Genomic DNA, 21,301 nt, shown 5'->3' on the forward strand with positions numbered 1-21,301 from the left:
TTGCACGCACATCGCGTTGATCTTCTCGATCCCCACGCCATGCTCACCGGTCACCGTGCCCCCCAGCGCCACACAGGCTTCGAGAATGTCGCTGCCGAACGCTTCGGCGCGGTGCCACTCGTCGAGATCGTTGCCGTTGAACAGAATCAGCGGGTGCATGTTGCCGTCGCCGGCGTGAAAGACGTTGATACAGCGCAGGCCGTATTGCACTTCCATCGCTTCGATGCGCTTGAGCAGCGTGCCGATGGTCCGGCGCGGGATCGTGCCGTCCATGCAGTAATAGTCCGGCGAGAGTCGTCCGGCGGCGGGGAAGGCGTTCTTGCGTCCGGACCAGAAGCGCAGACGTTCGGCTTCCGATGTGGACACCTGGATGCGCGTGGCGCCCGACGCCCGCAGCACCGCCGAGACCCTTGCGATTTCCTCCGCGACTTCTTCGGGCGTGCCGTCCGACTCGCACAGCAGAATGGCGGCCGCGTCCAGATCGTAGCCTGCGTGAACGAACGCCTCCACTGCCTGGGTGGCTGGCTTGTCCATCATCTCCAGGCCGGCCGGGATGATGCCCGCCGCGATGATGGCGGCGACGGCGTTGCCGCCCGCCTCGACATCATCGAAGCTGGCCATGATGACTTGCTGCACCTGCGGCTTCGGCACGAGCTTCACGGTAATTTCCGTGACCACGCAGAACATTCCTTCGCTTCCGATGAACACGGACAGCAGGTCGAGTCCCGGGGCGTCGAGGGCGTGCGAGCCGAATTCCACGATCTCGCCGTCCATCGTTACGGCGCGCACACGCAGGACGTTATGCACCGTCAGGCCGTATTTCAGGCAATGCACGCCGCCGGAGTTCTCTGAGACGTTGCCGCCGATCGTGCAGGCAATCTGCGACGATGGATCCGGTGCGTAGTAAAGCCCATAAGGCGCGGCCGCTTCGGAGACGGCGAGGTTGCGCACACCGGGCTGAACGGTGGCGGTACGTGCGTAGGGATCGACTTCGATAATGCGTTTGAATCGGGCGAGCGACAGCACGATGCCGTCGGTGATCGGCATGGCGCCGCCCGACAGCCCCGTGCCGGCGCCGCGCGGCACGACGGGCACATTGTGCGCGTGGCAGGCCCGCAGGATGCGGCAAACCTGATCCTCGTCGGCAGGCAATACCACGGCAAGCGGGAGCTTGCGGTAGGCCGCCAAGCCATCGCATTCGTACGGCGTGATCTGTTCGCGGTCGGTCAGCCACTGAGCGTCGGGCACGGCGGCACGCAGTGCCGCCAGCCGGGCGGCGCGCGTGGTGTCGTCAATCGTCTCGAAGACCGGCTCGTCGTCGACGCGCATGGGCACCGGCGGCGAAGCTGACGACGACGGGACCGGGCGCGGCGGACTCAGCGGCGCGGAGGGAGGCGGGGGCAACGCATTCGATGTCATCAGGCGGGCTCTCGGACCATCGTTAACGTGGGGCGACGTTTCGCGGATTGTTGGTCTACTGGTAGACTGGTCGACCAGTTGTCGAATGATGCTATCGTAAAGGGAATGATCCGATTTCGACTACAGGGTAAACCCTTGGTATGAGGGGCATCCCTGAGCGAAGCCGGGCATCTGGCTGCGCGCCTGCCCTGAGCGAAGCGTCATCCTGTATCGTCGTGTCTGTGATTTTTCCGTCGAGAACCGAAGCCGACATGTCGTCCAACGAGTCGTCCTTGCCTATGTCTTCCTTCCCTGCCAGCGAATCTTCGGGCACCGCCGCGAGTTTTGCGCCGGTCACGCCGCCGCCGCGTCTGCGTCTGTCCGACATGGTGTACGAACAACTGGAGACGATGGTCGTCGAAGGCCGGCTCGCCCCCGGCTCGGCGCTGCCGTCCGAGCGCGATCTGGCGCAGCAGATGGGCGTGTCGCGCCCGTCCCTTCGCGAAGCGCTACTGCGACTGGAGTCGCGTGGCCTGATCGTGGGGCGCGCCGGTGGCGGGTATCTGGTCGCCAATGCCAGCCAGCCGCTGCTCGCGGAACCGTTGTCTCAATTGATGTCGCGACACAGCAAGACCGTCGACGACGTGCTGGAAATGCGCGAAGTGCTCGAAGCCAAGGCGGTCGAGCTGGCGGCCGCACGGGCAACGCCCGAGGACATCGCGCGGCTCGCACAAGCGCTGGAAGCGCTCGAAGCGGCCTATGCCGCAGGGCGCGATGGTCTGGACGGCGAGGGCGAGGCCAAGGGACAGTCGTTGCTCACCCGCGTACCCGAACTCGACGCGCATTTCCATCTGGCGCTGGCGGAAGCCACGCACAACCTTGTGCTGGTGCACCTGATGCACGCGATCTTCGAGCTGTTGCGCGGCTCGGTGGTCGACAACTACCGCGCCATCGTCGGCCATGGCGCGGATCTGGCCGAGCTGATCGAACAGCACCGTCGCATCTTCACCGCCGTGGCGTCGCACGACGCCACCGTTGCGCAACGTTCGCTGCGCGAACATCTCACCTTCATTCGCAACCACTCAGGCGACGTCGAGCCGGTCTAACGCAATTTTTCTTGCCGGCGAGTCACCTCGCCGACGGTTGGCGGCCCCCCCTAAAACATCATCGTTTTCCCTGAGCCTGCACCCGGCGGTGCGATACCGCCTGAGGGGGTGTCACGCCTCGTTCCGGCGCGCAATGTCCTGCAAGGCCCCGATTTCCGTGCGTTTGCCGGTTATCGGGCGCTTACCCCGACGCCGTCCAGGCGTCCGAATCGGGGCCGACGGCAACCGGAATGTGGGCGCTCTCGGGTTGACAGTGCCCCGGTCATGGACTACTTTTGGAACCATAAAAATACTTAATTCGATATATTGAATCTTGTATATCAGATGAAGAGCGTCAAAATGGTCCCGATAAGACTCGTGAATTCCTTCGGGCAAGGGCTGAATTGACGCCGTATTTTCTGGAGACATTCGTTGGGTAAGCACGCATTTCCTTTCGGGCAGCATTCATGCGACGGTTTATCCGCACCGGCTGCCCTGTCGTATCCGCCGTTGGCGTCTGAGTTGGTGGTTCAGCGCTACGGTCTTCCTCATCTCCCTGCCGCCCGTTGTGGGCAGGCGATCCGGCGATCACGCGTCTGCGAGGCGCGCTCGCCTGAGTGATGGGACGTGGCCTGCGATGTGACTCATGGGAATCCATCGCGACCCGCTGACAGCGCAGGCCGTTTCCCACTCGAATTGATTCACCCGTCACCCTTCGGCAGCCGGCAACTTGCCGGCGCGGGCCTAAAGCCTGCGTCGCCGCGCCGAAGTGGGGGCCGGAAGCGTCCTTTGGCGCTTCCGAAAGTCAGTCAGCCGGGGCTCAAGCCCTGCGAGCGCGCCGCCAGGCAGCGTTCCGTGATCAAGCGGCCACGCATGAGCCGCATGTAGCGCCAGGAGGCGTGTCGTATGCGCGATTCCCCCACGTTGGGGCGCGAGACGGCACGCGATGACGGCGGGTACCGCACAACGAAGCGCGGGCCGGCGTCAATCGTCTGACAGGAACAGGAGGCAAGTCATGCAAGCAAATGGACAACCGGAGGAGAAGACCTCTTTTCTGGGAGGGCGCTGGTCACAACTGGTGATCGGCATCATCTGTATGGGCCTGGTGGCCAATCTGCAATATTCGTGGACGTTGTTCGTCGAGCCGATGCAGGCGAAGCATCACTGGGGTGTCGCGGCCATTCAGGTGGCGTTCTCGATCTTCATCGTGGTGGAAACCTGGCTCGTGCCGATCGAAGGCTGGCTGGTTGACCGCTTCGGGCCTCGGCCGGTGGTGGCGGGTGGCGCGATTTGCGTTGGCCTGTCGTGGATCATGTACTCGTACGCCGAAACGCTCGCCGTGCTGTACACGGCGGCCGTGATCGCGGGTATTGGCGCTGGGTGCGTGTATGGCACCTGCGTGGGTAACGCACTGAAGTGGTTCCCGGACAAGCGCGGTCTGGCCGCCGGTCTGACCGCCGCCGGGTTCGGCGCCGGTGCCGCGATCACGGTGATTCCGATTGCCAATATGATCCGCGGATCGGGTTACGAGGCAGCGTTCTTCAACTTCGGCATCGTGCAGGGCGTGGCGATCTTCATCCTCGCGTTGTTGCTCGTGAAGCCGCGTGCGCCGAAGGGCCTGACCGTGTCGCGCCGCACTCTGTCGACGAAGGTGGACTACAGCTCGGGGCAGATGATTCGTACGCCGGTGTTCTGGGTGATCTATGTTTGCTTCGTCGCCGTGGCCGCTGGCGGTCTGATGGCGACGGCGCAGATCGGCCCGATCGCGAAGGATTTCGGTATTGCATCGATGCCGATGACCCTCTTCGGTGCGACGCTGCCGCTGCTCACGATGACGCTGTCGATCGACAATCTGTGCAATGGCTTTACACGCCCGCTGTGCGGCTTCGTCTCGGACAAGATCGGACGTGAGAACGCCATGTTCATCATCTTCCTGGGTGAAGGGCTGGCGATGCTGGGCTTGATGCACTTCGGTCAGAACCCGTACATGTTCGTGTTCTTCGCCGCGATGACGTTCCTGTGCTGGGGCGAGATCTTCTCGATCTTCCCGGCGCTGTGTGCGGACACGTTCGGTAGCAAGAACGCGGCGTCGAACGCGGGTACGCTGTACACGGCCAAGGGTACGGCATCGTTGCTGGTGCCGCTGGCCTCGGTGCTCGCCGTCGGCGGTCACTGGGATCGTGTGTTTATCGCGGCGGCGATCATCAGCATCGCCGCGGCCGTGGGCGCGAAGTTCGTGCTCGCGCCGATGCGCCGACGCTGGATTGAAAGCGTGAACAGCAACGAGGTGCAGACCTCGGCGAATCGCCCGGTCGCGATGGGGGCGCCCGCAAGCGAGTAAGCACGTTGTTCAGGAAGTCAGAGAGCGGGGCGCCGGAGACGGTGCCCCGTTTTTGTTTGCGCGCTCGGCGGGAGGGGGTGTTCGACCGATGCTGCGGGCGCCACCGAAAACAAAAAAGCCTCGCCGATCGGCGAGGCTTTCTGCGTTTTGGCTCCTCGACCTGGGCTCGAACCAGGGACCTACGGATTAACAGTCCGGCGCTCTACCAACTGAGCTATCGAGGATCAAACTTGGGTGCCGCACGCCGCTGTCACGGCGCATCGACTAAAACAAAAGCCTCGCGTGCGCGAGGCCATCGCTTTGAAATGCTTGGCTCCCCGACCTGGGCTCGAACCAGGGACCTACGGATTAACAGTCCGGCGCTCTACCAACTGAGCTATCGGGGATCAAAAGAGAAAGAGATTATAGGGGCGGCCTTCGCACACTGTCAACACCGGGTGCGCATTTTTCTGCGCGTGGCGCGCGACGTCCGCCCAAGTCGCCCGAGGCTTAGCGCTCGAGCAAATGAAGCTTTTCGGTGACGTCCTTCCACTGATCCGCGTCGGGCAGGGACGGCTTGGTCTTGGTGATGCTCGGCCAGTTCGGGGACAGTTCCACGTTCAAGGCGATGAAGGCTTGCTGGTCGCCCGGCACGTCTTCTTCGGCATAAATGGCGTTCACCGGGCACTCGGCCACGCAGACGGCGCAATCGATGCACTCGTCCGGATCGATGGACAGGAAGTTCGGGCCTTCGCGGAAGCAGTCCACGGGGCAGACGTCCACGCAATCGGTGTATTTACATTTGATGCAGCTTTCGGTGACAACGTGCGTCATGCCAACAACTCCAGAGTAGGGCGCGAAACGGCTTCGAACGGCCGTTAAAGGCGTTATTGTAACGCAGCCAGGGGCGGCAGGTGCGAGAGCCGAAGCGCTTCGCGCGCACGCCGCGGCGTCACCCGGTGCCCGGCGCGGACGTCATGCGTGCCACCGCTTTGCGGTACGATGTCTGCTCTTCCTGCGCGCCGCGTCGTGGCTGTCTTGCCGATCGGCAGCGTGCGCTGCTTTCTGTTGCGTGTTCCTCGCGAAGTCTGTCGTCATGATCATCACGTCGCTGCTCGATACCGATCTCTACAAGTTCACGATGATGCAAGTGGTGCTGCATCATTTTCCCGCAGCGCAAGTCGAATACCGCTTCAAGTGTCGCACCGAAGGTGTGGACCTCACGCCGTATGTCGACGAGATTCGCGACGAGATCCGCCTGCTGTGCGGGCTGCGTTTTACCGAGTCCGAACTTCGTTACCTCGGTGCGATGCGCTTCATCAAGAGCGATTTCATCGACTTTCTCGACCTGTTCCATCTGAACGAGAAGTACATCACGGTGCAGCCCTCGCCAAAGGGCAACGGCGAGATCGACATCACGATTCGCGGGCCGTGGCTGCATACGATCCTCTTCGAGATCCCGGTGCTCGCCATCGTCAACGAAGTGTATTTCCGCAACACACAGCGCAAGCCCGCCTACGACGAAGGCCGTCAGCGGCTCAAGGACAAGATCGGCATGCTGGCGGGCCGCGTCGATTATCGCGACTGCAAGATCGCCGATTACGGTACGCGACGCCGCTTCTCGAAGGAGTGGCACGAGGAAGTGATTCTCACGCTGCGCGACGAACTGGGCGAACAGTTCGCGGGCACGAGCAACGTGTACTACGCGCTCAAGCTCGGGCTCACGCCGCTCGGCACGATGGCCCATGAGTACCTTCAGGCCTGTCAGGCGCTCGGGCCGCGTCTGCGCGACTCACAGATCTTCGGCTTCGAGACGTGGGCGAAGGAGTATCGCGGCGACCTAGGCATCGCGCTGTCCGACGTCTACGGTATGTCCGCCTTTCTGCGTGACTTCGATATGTATTTCTGCAAGCTGTTCGACGGTGCCCGTCATGATTCCGGCGATCCGTTCGTCTGGGGTGAGCGCCTGCTGGCGCACTACGCAGAGAATCGCGTCGACGCGCATACGAAAACCATGATCTTCTCGGACGGCCTCGATATTCCGAAGGTCCTGCAGCTTTTCGAGCGGTTCCGCGACCGTTGCAAGCTCGCCTTCGGCGTGGGAACGAACCTCACCAACGATCTGGGCTATCAGCCGTTGCAGATCGTCATCAAGATGGTGCGCTGCAACGGTCAGCCGGTGGCGAAGCTCTCGGACTCGCCGGGCAAGAATATGTGCGACGACGATGCTTATCTGGCGTATCTGCGTCAGGTATTCGAGATCGCGCCGGCGTCAGCGGCCGGCGTGTGACGTTCGATGCCTGCCGCCTGGTCCGAGCGTCGCGCCAGAGCATTCCGATAGTGCGCGAACGCGCGTCGCGCCCGCAAGGGCAGCCGTTATAATTGCGCATCGCCCGCCGAACTTGCAACGGTGGCCTTTCGAGAGACGATAAGCGACGACGTTGGCCGCACACCGGCACGTCGGCTTCACAGGACAGCCCATGGATACCTCCGACGCCCGCAATCGCATCTTTGCCCGCATCCGCAATGCTCAGCATCGTCCCGATGCCGCGCGCGCGAACGAGCAGGCGGCGGCAGAGGACTACCTGGCACGGCATCCGCAGGGACCGCGTCCGGCCATGTCGGACGATCTCGTCGCCACGTTCATCGACAAGGCGCAGGCGCTCTCGACGACGATCGCGCGCGTGCCGGGCATGAGCGACGTGCCGCCCGCGGCCGCGACGTATCTGCAGGCCAACGGCCTCACGGACCAGGCGGTGGCGTGGCCGACCTTGCGCGAACTCGATTGGGCGAATGCGGGGTGTCGCGTGGAATTCCGCAAGCCGCAGGGCGACGATCTGGTCGGCATCACCGGTTGCTTCTGCGCCATCGCTGAAACCGGCGCGTTGATGATGATGTCGGGCCCCGAGACATTTGCGTCGGCCACCCTGTTGCCCGAAACGCATATCGCGGTTGTGCCCGCGTCGCGCATCGTCGCCGGCCACGAGGACGGCTTCGCGCTCATGCGTAGCGAGCGCGGTCAACTCTCTCGGGCCACGAACTTCATTGCGGGCCCGTCGCGGACGGCCGACATCGAACAGACGCTGGTGCTGGGCGCCCACGGTCCCTACCGAGTGCATCTCATCATCGTCGACGGTGCCTGAGGCACGACGCCGTCGCATCGGCCCGCGACCGCGGGCCAACACCCAATGACTCCTTGCACCAGCGCGAATGTCGATACGCGATGGGGGGAAGGCTTTCGAGAATCGCCCGCCCGCTTCGGTATTTGATCCGCCGGGCCGTGCGGGACCTTGGTTTGAGATATTTCCCAAGGTTGCGCCATTTCGGGCACTCCTGCTTTGCGGGCGACTCGTACATCGTCGACGATCAATCAATAGGAACCAAGAACAATGCATAAGGGGATAGGGCGCATATTGGGAGCGGCGGGGCTGGCATTGGCAAGCCCCGCGGCGTTTGCTGCCGGGCCGGACGGCGCACAACTCGTCGCCTGGTGGGGCGTGCCGTTTGCCGGACTGCTGCTCTCGATCGCGATTGGGCCGCTGCTGGCGCCGGCGTTCTGGCATCACCATTTCGGCAAGATCGCGGCGTTCTGGGGCGCGGCATTCCTGGTGCCATTCGCATTGGTGTTCGGCGTGGGCGCGGCCTGGTATGGCGCTGTGCATGCCGTTGTCGCGGAGTACATACCGTTTGTCGTTCTGCTTACGGCGCTGTTCACCGCGGCCGGCGGCATCTGCGTGCATGGCAACCTGCGCGGCGGGCCGTGGCTCAACACCGGGCTGCTGACGCTGGGCACCGTGCTGGCCAGCATCATGGGCACGACGGGCGCGGCGATGCTGCTGATCCGTCCGCTTATCCGCGCAAACGACAACCGCAAACACAACGTGCACGTCGTCGTGTTCTTTATCTTCCTTGTGGCGAACGCCGGAGGCTCGCTGACGCCGCTGGGCGATCCGCCGCTGTTCCTTGGCTTCCTGCAAGGGGTCGACTTCTTTTGGACGACCGCGCACATCTGGCCTGAGACGCTGTTCATCTGCGCGGTGCTGCTGGTGCTGTTCTTCCTGATCGATAGCTACTACTTCCGGCAGAAGAGCGAGCCTCTGATCGAGGCAATGGATCCGACGCCGCATTCCGCGCCGCTGCGACTCGAAGGCAAGCGCAACTTCGTGCTGCTTGCCGCTGCCGTGGGGCTCGTGCTGATGAGCGGGGTCTGGAAGCCGGGCGTCGAGTTCGACATCTTCGGTACACCGGTCGCGTTGCAGAACCTCGCGCGCGACGTCGGGCTGATCGTGGTGACGTTGATGTCGCTGGCGATCACGCCGCGCACGGCGCGCGAGGGTAACGACTTCAATTGGGCGCCGATGAAGGAGGTCGCCAAGCTGTTCGCCGGTATCTTCCTGACCATCATCCCGGTGGTTGCCATTCTGCGAGCGGGGGAAGCCGGCGCGCTTGGCTGGGTCATTCGTCTTGTCACGGGGCCGGGCGGTGCGCCGGACAACGTCATGTATTTCTGGGCGACGGGCCTGCTCTCGTCGTTCCTCGACAATGCGCCGACGTATCTCGTGTTCTTCAATACCGCTGGTGGCGATGCCGCAACGCTGATGACCACCGGTGCGGCAACGCTCGCGGCGATTTCGGCCGGTGCGGTGTTCATGGGCGCTAACACCTACATCGGTAACGCGCCGAACTTCATGGTGAAAGCCATCGCGGAGCAACGCGGCATTCGCATGCCGAGCTTTTTTGGCTATATGCTGTGGTCGGGCGCGATTCTGCTGCCGCTGTTCGTATTGACGACCCTGATATTCTTCTGAGCCGCGATGGTGTGACGCGGTCAACCTTTGCGAGACAACTGGTGAAACCGAAGATCCTGGTAGCCCGAGCCATTTTTCCCGACGTGATCGAGCGTCTGGCGCAGTATTTCGAGGTCGAGCGCAACGACGCCGATACCGTGTATTCGAGCGACGAATTGCGCGCACGTCTGGCCGACAAGGCCGGCGCGATCACCACGGCGAGCGAGCGCATCGACGCATCGGTGCTCGCCGGTGCGCCACAGCTGCGTGTGGTGGCCAATATGGCCGTGGGTTACAACAACTTCGATATCGAGGCGATGACCGCCGCTGGCGTCATGGCGACGAACACGCCCGACGTGCTCAACGAGACGACGGCCGACTTCGGCTGGGCGCTGTTGATGGCGACGGCCCGTCGCGTGACCGAGTCCGAGCGGTGGTTGCGCGAAGGACATTGGGATAAGTGGGCCTACGATATGTTTCTCGGCGCCGACGTGCACGGCAGCACGCTGGGCATCATAGGCATGGGCCGTATCGGACAGGCGATTGCGCGCCGCGCAATGGGCTTCAACATGCGTGTTGTGTACCACAATCGGTCGCGTCTCGATGCGGCAACGGAAGCGGCATGCCAGGCAAGCTTCGTCGACAAGGACACGCTGCTGCGCACGGCGGATCACGTCATCCTCGTGCTGCCTTACTCGGCCGCAACGCATCACACGGTGGGTACCGCCGAGTTGGCCCTCATGAAGCCGACGGCAACGCTGGTCAATCTGGCGCGCGGTGGCATTGTCGATGACGCGGCGCTCGCGGCCGCCCTTGCGGGCCGGCAGATTGCCGCTGCGGGCCTCGACGTCTTCGAGGGCGAGCCGAAGGTGCATCCCGATTTGCTCAAGGTGCCGAATGTCGTGCTGACGCCGCATATCGCGAGTGCCTCGGTGGCGACGCGTCGCGGCATGGCAAGTCTGGCGGCCGACAATCTGATTGCGGCGTTGGGATTCGGGGCGGCGGCGGGCAAGCCGCCGTGCCTGCTGAACCCGGCGGCGCGCCGATCGTAGCGGCACCCTGCAGGCATCGGCAGGTATGGGCCGGCATCGGCAGCAGGATCGAAGGGCATCAACGGGAGTCGCAACGCGATGGTAGAGATGGGGTGGGTGGCGCTGGCAGCGCTGAACTTGTTGGTGATGATCGCGATTGCGGTGAAGGTCTGGCAGCGCGGCGGCGATTCGACGTTGCGCGAGACGCTCGTCGACGCGCTGGCCCATGTCCGGGATGATTTGCTTCAGGCGGCCGATCGCAGCGAGCGTGGCCTGCGCCAGGAGTTCGCGGAAACGGCGCGTGCCGCACGCGGCGAGCAAAGCGCGCAGATGGCGCAGTTCCAGCAGACGCTGGCCGCGCAGATGACGAGCGTGGCGACGGTGCAGAACAACCAGATCGACGCGTTTGCACAACAGTTGGCGAAGCTTACCGAAACGAATGCTGCCCAGCTCGACGCGGTGCGTCAGAGCCTGGTGCTCAACGGACAGCAGATGCGCGAAGAGCAGGCGTCGACGTTGCGCCGCTTCGGTGAGGCGCAGCATGAACAACTCACACAATTGGCCGAGGGCAACGAGCGGCGCCTGGCCGAAGTGCGTGCCACACTCGAACAGAAGCTCAAGGACATCGAGGTCAACAACGCGGCGAAGCTCGAAGAAATGCGCCGCACCGTCGACGAAAAGCTCCATGCCACGCTCGAGCAGCGACTCGGCGAGTCGTTCAAGCTGGTCTCGGACCGGCTGGAGCAGGTGCATCGCGGCCTGGGCGAGATGCAGACGCTCGCCGCCGGCGTGGGCGATCTCAAGCGCGTGCTGACCAATGTGAAGACGCGAGGCATCTGGGGGGAAGTGCAATTACAGGCGTTGCTTGAGCAACTGCTGACGCCCGACCAGTTCGCCAAGAACGTTGCGACCAAGCCGGGCAGTGCCGAGCGGGTGGAGTTCGCGATTGCGCTGCCGGGACAGAACGGCGACAGCAACACGCCGGTCTGGCTGCCGATCGACGCCAAATTCCCGCGTGAGGATTACGAGCGCCTGCTCGACGCGCAGGAGCGTGCCGATTTGGCGGCAGTGGAAGAGGCATCGAAGGCGCTGGAGACACGCATCCGCCTGGAAGCGAAGTCCATCGCGGACAAGTATCTCGCACCGCCGCACACGACCGACTTCGCGCTGTTGTTCCTGCCGACGGAAGGGCTTTACGCCGAAGTGCTGCGGCGTCCGGGACTCTCGGATCTGTTGCAGCGCGACTATCGCGTGACCGTGGCGGGCCCGACAACGTTGACCGCGCTGCTCAACAGCCTGCAGATGGGCTTCCGCACGCTCGCGATCGAACGCCGTTCCAGTGAGGTCTGGCAGGTGCTCGGCGCGGTGAAAACGGAGTTCACCAAGTTCGGTGATGTGCTCGCGAAGACCAAGGCGCAACTGGAGACGGTGACCCGTTCGATCGACAGGGCCGAGGTGCGCACGCGCGCGATGGCGCGTCAGCTCAAGTCCGTGGAAGCCTTGCCCGGTGAACAGGCGGTCGAACTGCTCGGTGTGGAGATGGAGGCCGACGACGAGACGTGAGCGCCCGGTAGGGCGAGTCGCGCGGAGGCGCCTGCGGACGCGGGACGTTCAAGACGCGCCTGACAGTCCCGGCATGGATGACGTTCGCAGCGTTCCCGAATTTCCCAATCCGTGGCGTGCTCAGAACGCTCGGGGCGCTGGGGGTTCGCCGCGATTGGCGAACCGCTCGAGTGCTTCGCCTGTCATGCGCACCACGCGCCAGTCGGGCAGCACCGTCGCGCCTTGCGAGGTGTAGAAGTCGATCGCCGGCTGATTCCAGTCGAGCACGGTCCACTCGAAGCGTCCGCAACCTCGTTCGACGGCGATGCCGGCCAATTGACGCATGAGCGCCTGTCCTACGCCCTTGCCGCGCATCGACGGCTGTACGTAGACGTCTTCAAGGTACAGGCCGCGCCGTCCGAGGAACGTCGAGAAGTTGTGGAAGTACAGCGCGTAGCCGACCGCCTCGCCATCCCACTTCGCCATCAGGCATTCAGCTGCCGGCGCGGGCCCGAACAGTGCCTCGTGCACGCTCTGCGGCGTTGCTTCGAAAATATCCAACAACTTTTCATAGACGGCCAGTTCTCGCATCAGGCCGTAAATCGCGCCGACGTCGTCGGCCTTGGCGGTACACAGGGTCAAGGACATGGGGCAGGGAAATCCGTGTGAAGGTCAGCACTCTTCGTCGGGGATGTCGCTCAGGGCAACTTCGATGCCGCCGAAGCGCTCCGCCACCCAGTTGTAGGCATGGCAGGCGACCCAGAGCAGCACAAAACCGACGATGGCATTCAGGACCAGAGCGGAAATGAAGGCGAGACCCGGGAGTTCGCCGTAGCGGTAGAACGCTGCGAGGAAGGCCAGAAGCACCATCGGAATACTGAAAGTGAGATAGACCAGCACCAGCGCTTTGGCCGTCTGGCCAGGACTGATATACGTGATTTGCTTTTTTGTTGTCATTGACGTGTGCTTTCGGTTGGGTGCTGACATCGTCGAAGCGCCGACGCCGGCAATATATCGCAATTTCGCTGCTTCGCTTTAGGGGGGATTCGAGAGACTCGCGCTAAACCAATCCGTCGAACGCGATGACGTCGACCAATTCGCCCGCCGCGACATCGCCGCGAGCGGTGTCCAGCGTGACGAAGCAGTTCGCTTCGCTCATCGTGCGCAGAATGCCGGCGCTTTGTGCATCGGCCACCGTCACCTGCCAGCGGCCTTGCGCGTCGGCGGCGAGAATGCCGCGCAGGAATTCGGTCCGGCCGGGACGCTTGGCAATGGCCGTGGTCGTCGGCACCGGCAGGTTAGGCGTAACTTGCGGTTCGGCGCCCATCAGCGCGAACAGCCCGTCTCGAACCAGGTGGTAGAACGACGCCATCACGGCGGCCGGGTTGCCCGGCAAGCCGAAGAGCAGCGCGCGATGGCCGTCGGTCTCGAGTTCGCCGAAGGCGAACGGTCGGCCCGGGCGCATCGCCATCTTCCAGAAGACGACATTGCCCAGGCGCGTCATCATCTCACGGGTGAAATCGGCCTCGCCAACGGAGACGCCCCCCGACGTGATGACGGCGTCGGCGTCGCGGCAAGCGGTGCGCAGGGTGTCCTCGATCGCTTGCGGGTCGTCGCGCACGACGCCCAGGTCGAGCACCTCGGCACCCAGACGTTGCAGCATGCCGAACAGCGTGTAGCGGTTGCTGTCGTAGAGATTGCCCGGCGCGAGTGGTTCGCCCACCGAGCGGAGTTCGTCGCCCGTCGAGAAGAACGCGACGCGAATGCGGCGGCGCACCGGCACTTCGCCAATCCCCAGTGAGGCGAGCAGGCCGAGCGCGGCCGGGCGAATCCGCTTGCCCGCATGCAGCGCCGTGTGGCCGGCGGCCAGATCCTCGCCAACGTGACGCACGTGGCGTCCGGGCGTGACGGCGTTGGCCGCAAAGGTGACGATGTCGGTATCGCCTTCGCGCCGCACCTGTTCCTGGGGGACGACGGTGTCGCAGCCGGCGGGCAGCAAGGCGCCGGTCATGATGCGCACGCATTCGCCGGGCGCGGCCACGCCGTCGAACGGATGGCCAGCGAACGAGCGGCCGGCCACGCGCAGGCGCACGTCGCCCCCGGCGGCCAGTACGCTGCCGGCGAAGGCATAGCCGTCCATGGCGGCATTCTCGAAAGCGGGAACGTCGAGCGGCGACGTGACGTCGCGACCCAGCACACGGCCCAGCGCGCTGCGCACGGCGACCTGCTCGATGGCGGACACCGGACGCGCGGTGCGCGCAATGATGGCGCGCGCCGATTCGACCGTCATATGGTTGGGGTCGTAGTCCGGCAAGCCGGCCAGGGCTTCGTCAAGTGTAGTCATGGTGTGGCGTCGTCATCCGGCAAGTCCCCGGCATGAATCCCGTCAATGCGGTGGCGACAGATCGGGCCGCGTCGGTGTCCGCAATGTCAGGGCGCGCGCGGCGTGTCGGACGTATCGGGCCTATTGGAGGTATCGGGTTGGAGGTCGTCCAGCGTGTTGACATTGTAAAACGGACGCTCGTCGCCGAAGTGAACTTGTACGGCCTTGTGGCGTGCCAGCCACGCCCTGACGCGATGTTCGCCGGCCGCGAGCGTGGCGGCAAGATCGTCGGCGAGCGTGCGATGCAAGAGGGCGAAGACCGGATGCGGCCCCTGTGGCGTGACGGCATAGGCCGCCAGAGGCGGTGCGGCGGCGTCGGCGCCAGCGGCGCTCAACGCGGCCGCCAGTCGTTCGCCAAGATCCTCGGGGAGGTAGGGTGAGTCGCACGGTGCGGTGAGGAGGTAGTCCGAGCGCGTGGCGCGCAGGCCGGCCAACATGCCGGCGAGCGGGCCAGCGAAGTCCGGCGTCGCGTCGCACACGACTGGCTCGCCGAACGCGGCATAGGCATCGTGATGTCGATTGGCGCTAATCAGCAACGTCGCGACCTGTGGCCGCATTCGTTCGAGGACGTGCTCGACCAGCGTTCGGCCGGCGAATCGTTGCAAGCCTTTGTCGCGTCCGCCCATGCGTTGGCCTCGCCCCCCTGCGAGGACCAGGCCGGTCATGGCGCTACGAAGGATCGGCGCGGTAGTCATGGCGGCAGAATTCCAGGGCGATGGGCGGGCGGCGAACCGGTCAGGACCGATTGAGCGCGATGACGCGCCCGGACGCATCGAACCAGACGGCGCCGTTGCCCAGCATCACGCCCTGATCGCGCGCGAACATCAGGCGCGGCACGGCCGCGCCGATGGTGCGCACATAACCGTCGGTGAATATCTCGTTGTAGCGCGCGAGCAGCGATTTCGGGTTCCGAAGCATCATCGTCTTGCCGCGCAACGACACGCGCAACGGATAGCGAATCGATTGCGCAACGACGTCGCGCCGGTCGTCGAGAACCCCCTTGCGGAACTGCATGGCCGCACGATTGACCGTTTCGTCGTCGTCCACGCCGGCAACGCCGTAGAGGTGATCGAGCTTACCGTTCTGAACGCCGGCGAGCGCCAGCTCGAACGGCACCGAGCGCCCATTGCGAAGATCCTTCCATTGACCGGAAATGACCTCGCAGCTGGACGACACACCGCGTTGGCGGTCAACCTCGTCGTTGGCGGCGAAATCGCCGTCGAAGGTCGCTCGCGGCATGCCGCCCGCGTCGAACTCGGTCAGATGCAGACGCGACTTGTTCTCCAGCTTGCCCGTGAGGTACGTGTCGCCCAGCGATGAGGCATTGGCATAACGGCCTTCGAGCTTGCCGCCGAACGACGGACGCAGCACGAGCCGCAACGGATTGCGCTCGCCGAGCTGGCCGGTGTAGGTCATCACACGGTTTGCGACGTCGCGGCCGGCGGGGTCGCAATCGGCACGCGCCATCGCGGGCGCGAGGGCGGCCAACAACAGGGTCAGAGCGCTCAGGCTGACGGCGACGAAGCGTCGGGCCGCAAGGCGAGCGCGCGGGGGCGAGACACGCCGGGAAATCTTCAGGGAGTCTCGGACACAATGGGCGTCCGGGGCGTCAAAAATCATGAGTCGAGTGAGAGTTCGATATTACGAAAGCGTGCGGACGAGCGGACAGGCACCGTGCCCGGTCCGTTCAACCGCCGATGTAGGACATCTCCACTTTCGGAGGGGCGTTTTCGGGCAGGCCAGTCGCCGCCGTGCGCAAGGCGGAGTAACGGTCGGTGCGACCCTGCCAGATGTCGCCGATGACGGTCGAGATCTGCGCGTCGCTCGCGCCGTTGCGTAGCAGCGTGCGCAGGTCGTAACCGGCGCTCGCGAACAGGCATAGATACAACTTGCCTTCCGTAGACAGGCGTGCGCGCGAACAAGTGCCGCAAAAAGCGCGCGTGACCGATGAAATGACACCGACTTCGCCGCCACCGTCGCGATACTGCCAACGCTGGGCCGTCTCGCCGGGATAGTTCGGCTCGAGCGCCTCGAGCGGCAAGGCCTCGTTCAGCCGGGCGATGACGTCGGCCGACGGCAGCACTTCGTCCATCCGCCAGCCGTTCGACGTGCCGACGTCCATGTACTCGATGAACCGCAACATCACGCCGCTGCCGTGAAAATGCCGCGCCATGGGCACGATGTCGCCATCGTTGGTGCCGCGTTTGACGACCATGTTGACCTTGACCGGGCCCAGACCGACGCGTTGGGCTTGCGCAATGCCTTCCAGCACTGTGTCGACCGGAAAGTCGACATCGTTCATCTGCCGGAAAATCGTATCGTCGAGGCTATCCAGGCTGACCGTCACGCGCGTGAGCCCGGCATCCTTGAGCGATTGCGCCCGGCGCGCCAGCAGCGACCCGTTGGTGGTGAGCGTGATGTCGAGCGGTTTGCCCGACGGTGTGCGCAGGCGGGCGAGCATCTCGATCAGACGCTCGATGTGCTTGCGCAACAGCGGCTCGCCCCCCGTGAGGCGCAGCTTCTCCACGCCATGGTCGACGAACAGGCGCGCGGCCCGCTCGATTTCTTCGAACGACAGCAGGGAGGATTGCGGGAGGAATGCATAGTCCTTGCCGAACACGTCCTTCGGCATGCAGTAGACACAACGGAAGTTGCAACGATCCGTCACCGAGATTCGCAGGTCGTGCAGTGGCCGCGCCAGCGCATCTTCGAGATGGCCGGTGGCAGCGCGCACTTGCGCGGGCGCTTGCGGGGAATACGTCGCATAACGCGCGTCGCTACGCAGATCGGTAAGTCGGATGATCGTTTCGGTCATGGTAGGGCCTTGGCTTGCGTCTCCATTCTAACGAATTGGCCTGTTGGCCGCCGACGCCGACGAACTAAGCATCGGATATCGGTACCCAGGCATTCGCTGCGGGACGTCAAACCCGTTCTGAGCGTCACGATACGGGGCGGGCCGGGCGGGCACAAGTCGGGACAACGTGGGGTCGCAAGGCGAAAAGCGATCCCCAATGGCAAAAAAGGAGGCCGAAGCCTCCTTTTCCAACATCACGTCAGGCGGATGGTCGCCAGCGGAACGGGTGCCGCTGCCTGTGCGTCACGCTATGGCACGTTAGGCCACGTGATCCGACGAGCCGCGCGTTTCCACTTGCTCCATCGGGCCACTGCTGGCCGGCGTGGACGGACGGCGCTCGCGCGGCACATGCGGTGCCGGTGCAGCTTGCGCTGCGGCCTCCTTGGCGGCGCGGTGCTTGTCGGCGTCCGTGTGGACCCAGACCAGACCCACACTTGCGAGCGACGACTCCAGTTCGGTGCTTTCCAGCGCGGGCGCTACGGAGGTCGGGGCCGGCCGAGTCGTCGCGACTTCCGTCGCGGCAACGGTGGCTACCGCTGCGGTCGGTGCGGTCGGTGCCGGCGTTTGCACCGGCTTCGCCGTTTCGACCATCTCCACCGGCGTCGACGGTGCGGCGGGTGCCGTCGGCGCGGGGCTGACGTCTGCCGGGGTGCTGGCAATGGCTGCCGTGGCGGCGATCTCGGTCAGGGCCTCGGCCGGGACGGCAGGGTGCGCCGGGATCGGCGTGGCGGCAGGCAACGGCGCGCTGACCGGCGGGACCACCGGTGCGGCGACTTCCACTGCAGGCAGCGGTGCCACGTTGACCGGGGCGATCGGTTCGGCGATGACCGGCGACGAGACTTCCGGCAGCGCGAACGGCGCGGCTTCGGTCACGCGTGCCACGGGGACTTCCGCCGGCTCGACGTGAACCAGGGCGGGCGTCGATTCGACCTGCACCGTCGGCACATCGGCCGCCGTGACAGTCTCTGCCGCAATGACGGGCGCTGCAGCACGAGCCGGGACATCGATCGCGGTGGTGTCGACGGCTTCGTGCGTCAACACCGGGGCGTGCACACTTTCCTCGCCGGTCGATGTTGCGCCTTCGGCCTGCTCGCCTTCGCCATGGAGTTGCTGCTCATTGGCCTCACGCTCGCGACGGCCACCGCGGCGACCGCGACGACGGCTGCGGCGGCGCTCTTCACCCCCTTGCTCGCCTTCCTCGCCCGCGAGAAGCGGTGCGCCTTCGACCTGCGCCGTCAGACGATCCTGTTCGAGATCTTCCTGCTCTGCGACGAGCGGGGCGGCTTGGGCGATGCGTTGCGGCGTGGCTTGCTGGCCGTCTTCCCCTTCCCCTTCGGGCTGACGACGATCACGACGCTCGTTGCGGTCGCGACGATTGCCGCGTTCGCGACCTTCGCGCGGCTCGCGACCTTCCTCGGTACGCACGTCCTGAGCCGGCTGACGCGGCTGCGCTTCGTCGCGCTCACGCTTGTCACGGCCTTCCTGACGCTCGTTGCGATCACCGCGTTCGCTGCGCTCGGCACGTTCCGGACGGGCGGCGCGACCCTCACGGCCTTCGCGACCCTCGCGACCTTCACGACCTTCACGCGCCGGTTGGCCGGCGTTGTCCTTGCCGGACTTGCTGTCGTCGCGAGCATTGCCACGACGGTTGCGGTTTTGCTGATGCGGACGTTCGTGGCGCTCGCGCGGCGGACGAACGTTAGGCTTGGCCGGTTCTTCGACCTGAACCGGTGCCGGGGCCGCAGGCTCGAGACCCAGCAGGCGCTTCACGAAGCCGATGAAGCCACCGCTGCGTGCGGGGGCTGCCGGCGCGGGTGCGGTCGCGGCGACGGGGGCAGGGCGCGGTTGCGCGGCCGGTGCCGGCTGTTCAGGCGTAATGCCCTTGACGGCGGCTTCCTGGCGCGGGCGCACGTCTTCCTTCTTCTTGCTGTAAGCCGCCGGATCCTCTTCCAGGGCACGCGCTGCCTCTTCGGCGAGGACGTAGCTGGCCCTCGGGGTATCCAGACGCGGATCGTCGAAACGCAGGCGCTCGAGCTTGTAGTGCGGCGTTTCGAGATGCTTGTTCGGGATCAGCAGCACGCCGACCTTGAAGCGTGCCTCGATCTTGTTGATTTCCTGGCGCTTTTCGTTGAGCAGGAACGCGGAGACTTCGACCGGCACCTGGCAGTGGATGGCTGCCGTGTGCTCCTTCATCGCCTCTTCCTGGATGATGCGCAGGACTTGCAGGGCCGACGATTCAGCGTCGCGGATGTGGCCGGTGCCATTGCAGCGCGGGCAGGTCACGTGCGTGCCTTCCGACAGCGACGGACGCAGACGCTGGCGCGACAGTTCCATCAAGCCGAAACGCGAGATCTTGCCCATCTGGACGCGTGCGCGATCGTGCTTGAGCGAGTCCTTCACACGTTGTTCGACTTCACGCTGGCTCTTGGCCGACTCCATGTCGATGAAGTCGATCACGATCAGGCCGCCCAGGTCGCGCAGACGCAGCTGGCGCGCCACTTCATCGGCCGCTTCCAGGTTGGTGCGAAGCGCCGTTTCCTCGATGTCGGCGCCCTTGGTGGCGCGCGCCGAGTTCACGTCGATCGACACGAGCGCTTCGGTGTGATCGATCACGATCGCGCCGCCCGAAGGCAGCGGCACTTGGCGTGCGTACGCCGTTTCGATCTGATGCTCGATCTGGAAACGCGAGAACAGCGGCACGTCGTCGCGATATTGCTTCACGCGATTGAGGTGATCGGGCATGACCACCTGCATGAAGTTACGCGCTTGCTCGGAGATTTCTTCCGTATCGATGAGGATTTCACCGATATCGGGTTGGAAATAATCGCGGATGGCGCGAATGACGAGGCTCGACTCGAGATAGATCAGCGCCGAGTCGCGCGGCAGTTCGATGTTGGTGGCGGCGCCTTCGACGGCACGCCAGAGTTGCAGCAGGTAGTTCAAGTCCCACTGCAGCTCTTCGGCCGAGCGGCCGATGCCTGCGGTGCGGGCGATGATGCTCATGCCTTCCGGCAGTTCGAGCTGACCCATCGTCTCGCGCAGTTCCTGACGATCTTCGCCCTCGATGCGGCGCGACACGCCACCGCCACGCGGGTTGTTCGGCATCAGCACGAGGTAGCGGCCGGCCAGCGAGATGAAGGTCGTGAGGGCGGCGCCCTTGTTGCCGCGCTCTTCCTTTTCGACCTGAACGATGAGTTCCTGGCCTTCGGAGAGGGCGTCCTGGATGCGCGCATTGCGCACATCGGCACCTTCGCGGAAGTACGCGCGGGCGACTTCCTTGAACGGCAGGAAGCCGTGACGGCCTTCGCCGTAGTTGACGAAGCAGGCTTCGAGGGAGGGTTCGATACGGGTAATAATACCCTTGTAGATATTGCCTTTGCGCTGTTCGCGGCCGGCCGTCTCGATATCGATATCGATGAGTTTCTGCCCATCGACAATTGCCACGCGCAGTTCTTCCTGCTGCGTGGCGTTGAACAACATGCGTTTCATGAAAACGACTCCCACCCGCCGCAGTTGCCAATGTGCAGTGCGTCGGGCACGTATCACTCGAGTTATCCAACACGCGAGGTTCGAGCCGGGAGTGGAAGAATTGCCGGGGGGTCCGGGCGATGAGGCCAACGGACGCAATGGCGCCAGCGAATACGTTATCGCGCTCACCCGGATCCGCCGAGGCACCGGAAAATTCCGGCCCGGCGCGGATCACTTCGGGCTTGCAGTCCCTACCAAGAGATACTGGACGAGAAACTTCATCAGCGTTTTCTCGGGGCGCCTGCCGACACTTTTTCTTCTTGTGACGGCGCCTCACCAAGACTCTTGCGCGAACGATACTCAGCAAAGCGATCAGCCCAGACAATCGAACCCGGGCTGACCACCAAAAAATTCTATAACCACCAACTCTATC

16 protein-coding genes and 2 tRNA genes are annotated in these 21,301 nt (G+C 64.4%); 7 read left to right on the forward strand and 11 right to left on the reverse strand.

From position 1 onward, the window contains the following. The coding region (locus A985_RS24425) for an FAD-linked oxidase C-terminal domain-containing protein (protein WP_232424536.1) at positions 1–1,329 on the reverse strand (1,329 nt) is incomplete at its 3' end. Positions 1,330–1,697: 368 nt separating this feature from the next. Here A985_RS24425 and A985_RS0105910 point away from each other — a divergent pair. Continuing rightward, positions 1,698–2,504 (forward strand): FadR/GntR family transcriptional regulator, encoded by an 807-nt coding sequence (locus A985_RS0105910; RefSeq protein ID WP_017232478.1) that lies wholly within the window; start codon positions 1,698–1,700, stop codon positions 2,502–2,504. A 994-nt stretch (positions 2,505–3,498) separates the two neighbouring features. Beyond that, positions 3,499–4,824: an oxalate/formate MFS antiporter gene (oxlT, locus tag A985_RS0105915; RefSeq protein ID WP_017232479.1), complete on the forward strand. Its 1,326-nt coding sequence runs from the start codon at positions 3,499–3,501 to the stop codon at positions 4,822–4,824. 148 nt (positions 4,825–4,972) lie between these two features. Here oxlT and A985_RS0105920 read toward each other — a convergent pair. The 3 genes from A985_RS0105920 to fdxA all read right to left on the reverse strand — a co-directional run bounded on the left by A985_RS0105920 (position 4,973) and on the right by fdxA (position 5,637). Then, positions 4,973–5,048 (reverse strand) — tRNA-Asn (locus A985_RS0105920). A gap of 86 nt (positions 5,049–5,134) precedes the next feature. Beyond that, a tRNA-Asn gene (locus A985_RS0105925) sits at positions 5,135–5,210 on the reverse strand. 103 nt (positions 5,211–5,313) lie between these two features. Beyond that, positions 5,314–5,637, reverse strand: a complete 324-nt coding sequence (gene fdxA, locus A985_RS0105930) for a ferredoxin FdxA (RefSeq protein WP_017232480.1) — start codon at positions 5,635–5,637, stop codon at positions 5,314–5,316. Between the two features lie 262 nt (positions 5,638–5,899). Between fdxA and pncB the strand changes: the two genes are divergently transcribed. The 5 genes from pncB to rmuC all read left to right on the forward strand — a co-directional run bounded on the left by pncB (position 5,900) and on the right by rmuC (position 12,184). Next, the gene (pncB, locus tag A985_RS0105935) at positions 5,900–7,093 is read left to right on the forward strand and encodes a nicotinate phosphoribosyltransferase (protein ID WP_017232481.1); all 1,194 of its coding nucleotides are present in this window, start codon (positions 5,900–5,902) and stop codon (positions 7,091–7,093) included. Between the two features lie 190 nt (positions 7,094–7,283). After that, the gene (locus A985_RS0105940; protein ID WP_017232482.1) at positions 7,284–7,946 is read left to right on the forward strand and encodes a lactate utilization protein C; all 663 of its coding nucleotides are present in this window, start codon (positions 7,284–7,286) and stop codon (positions 7,944–7,946) included. A gap of 246 nt (positions 7,947–8,192) precedes the next feature. Continuing rightward, positions 8,193–9,611: a sodium:proton antiporter gene (locus tag A985_RS0105945; protein WP_026131691.1), complete on the forward strand. Its 1,419-nt coding sequence runs from the start codon at positions 8,193–8,195 to the stop codon at positions 9,609–9,611. A gap of 38 nt (positions 9,612–9,649) precedes the next feature. Next, entirely contained in the window at positions 9,650–10,642 is a 993-nt protein-coding gene (locus A985_RS0105950) for a D-glycerate dehydrogenase (protein ID WP_026131692.1), read from the forward strand. A gap of 87 nt (positions 10,643–10,729) precedes the next feature. Further along, complete coding sequence (gene rmuC, locus A985_RS0105955; RefSeq protein ID WP_017232485.1) at positions 10,730–12,184, forward strand: DNA recombination protein RmuC; 1,455 nt, start codon at positions 10,730–10,732, stop codon at positions 12,182–12,184. 120 nt (positions 12,185–12,304) lie between these two features. Here rmuC and A985_RS0105960 read toward each other — a convergent pair whose 3' ends face one another. The 7 genes from A985_RS0105960 to A985_RS0105990 all read right to left on the reverse strand — a co-directional run bounded on the left by A985_RS0105960 (position 12,305) and on the right by A985_RS0105990 (position 20,889). Then, the gene (locus tag A985_RS0105960) at positions 12,305–12,811 is read right to left on the reverse strand and encodes a GNAT family N-acetyltransferase (RefSeq protein ID WP_017232486.1); all 507 of its coding nucleotides are present in this window, start codon (positions 12,809–12,811) and stop codon (positions 12,305–12,307) included. Positions 12,812–12,835: 24 nt separating this feature from the next. Continuing rightward, on the reverse strand, positions 12,836–13,120 hold the full coding sequence (locus A985_RS0105965) for a hypothetical protein (RefSeq protein ID WP_017232487.1): 285 nt from the start codon (positions 13,118–13,120) through the stop codon (positions 12,836–12,838). 103 nt (positions 13,121–13,223) lie between these two features. After that, positions 13,224–14,507: a gephyrin-like molybdotransferase Glp gene (gene glp, locus A985_RS0105970; RefSeq protein WP_017232488.1), complete on the reverse strand. Its 1,284-nt coding sequence runs from the start codon at positions 14,505–14,507 to the stop codon at positions 13,224–13,226. A gap of 86 nt (positions 14,508–14,593) precedes the next feature. Further along, positions 14,594–15,241, reverse strand: coding sequence for a molybdenum cofactor guanylyltransferase MobA (mobA, locus tag A985_RS24430; protein WP_051060075.1), 648 nt, complete (start codon positions 15,239–15,241; stop codon positions 14,594–14,596). Positions 15,242–15,281: 40 nt separating this feature from the next. Beyond that, positions 15,282–15,965 carry a hypothetical protein gene (locus A985_RS0105980; RefSeq protein ID WP_150563689.1) on the reverse strand — a complete coding sequence of 228 codons (684 nt, stop codon included), beginning with the start codon at positions 15,963–15,965 and terminating at the stop codon, positions 15,282–15,284. Between the two features lie 268 nt (positions 15,966–16,233). Further along, complete coding sequence (gene moaA / locus A985_RS0105985; RefSeq protein WP_017232491.1) at positions 16,234–17,361, reverse strand: GTP 3',8-cyclase MoaA; 1,128 nt, start codon at positions 17,359–17,361, stop codon at positions 16,234–16,236. 297 nt (positions 17,362–17,658) lie between these two features. Beyond that, positions 17,659–20,889 (reverse strand): Rne/Rng family ribonuclease, encoded by a 3,231-nt coding sequence (locus A985_RS0105990; RefSeq protein ID WP_017232492.1) that lies wholly within the window; start codon positions 20,887–20,889, stop codon positions 17,659–17,661. Positions 20,890–21,301: the final 412 nt, after the last annotated feature.

Source organism: Pandoraea sp. B-6 (genome assembly GCF_000282835.1).
In the GTDB taxonomy this organism is placed as follows: Bacteria; Pseudomonadota; Gammaproteobacteria; order Burkholderiales; family Burkholderiaceae; genus Pandoraea; species Pandoraea cepalis.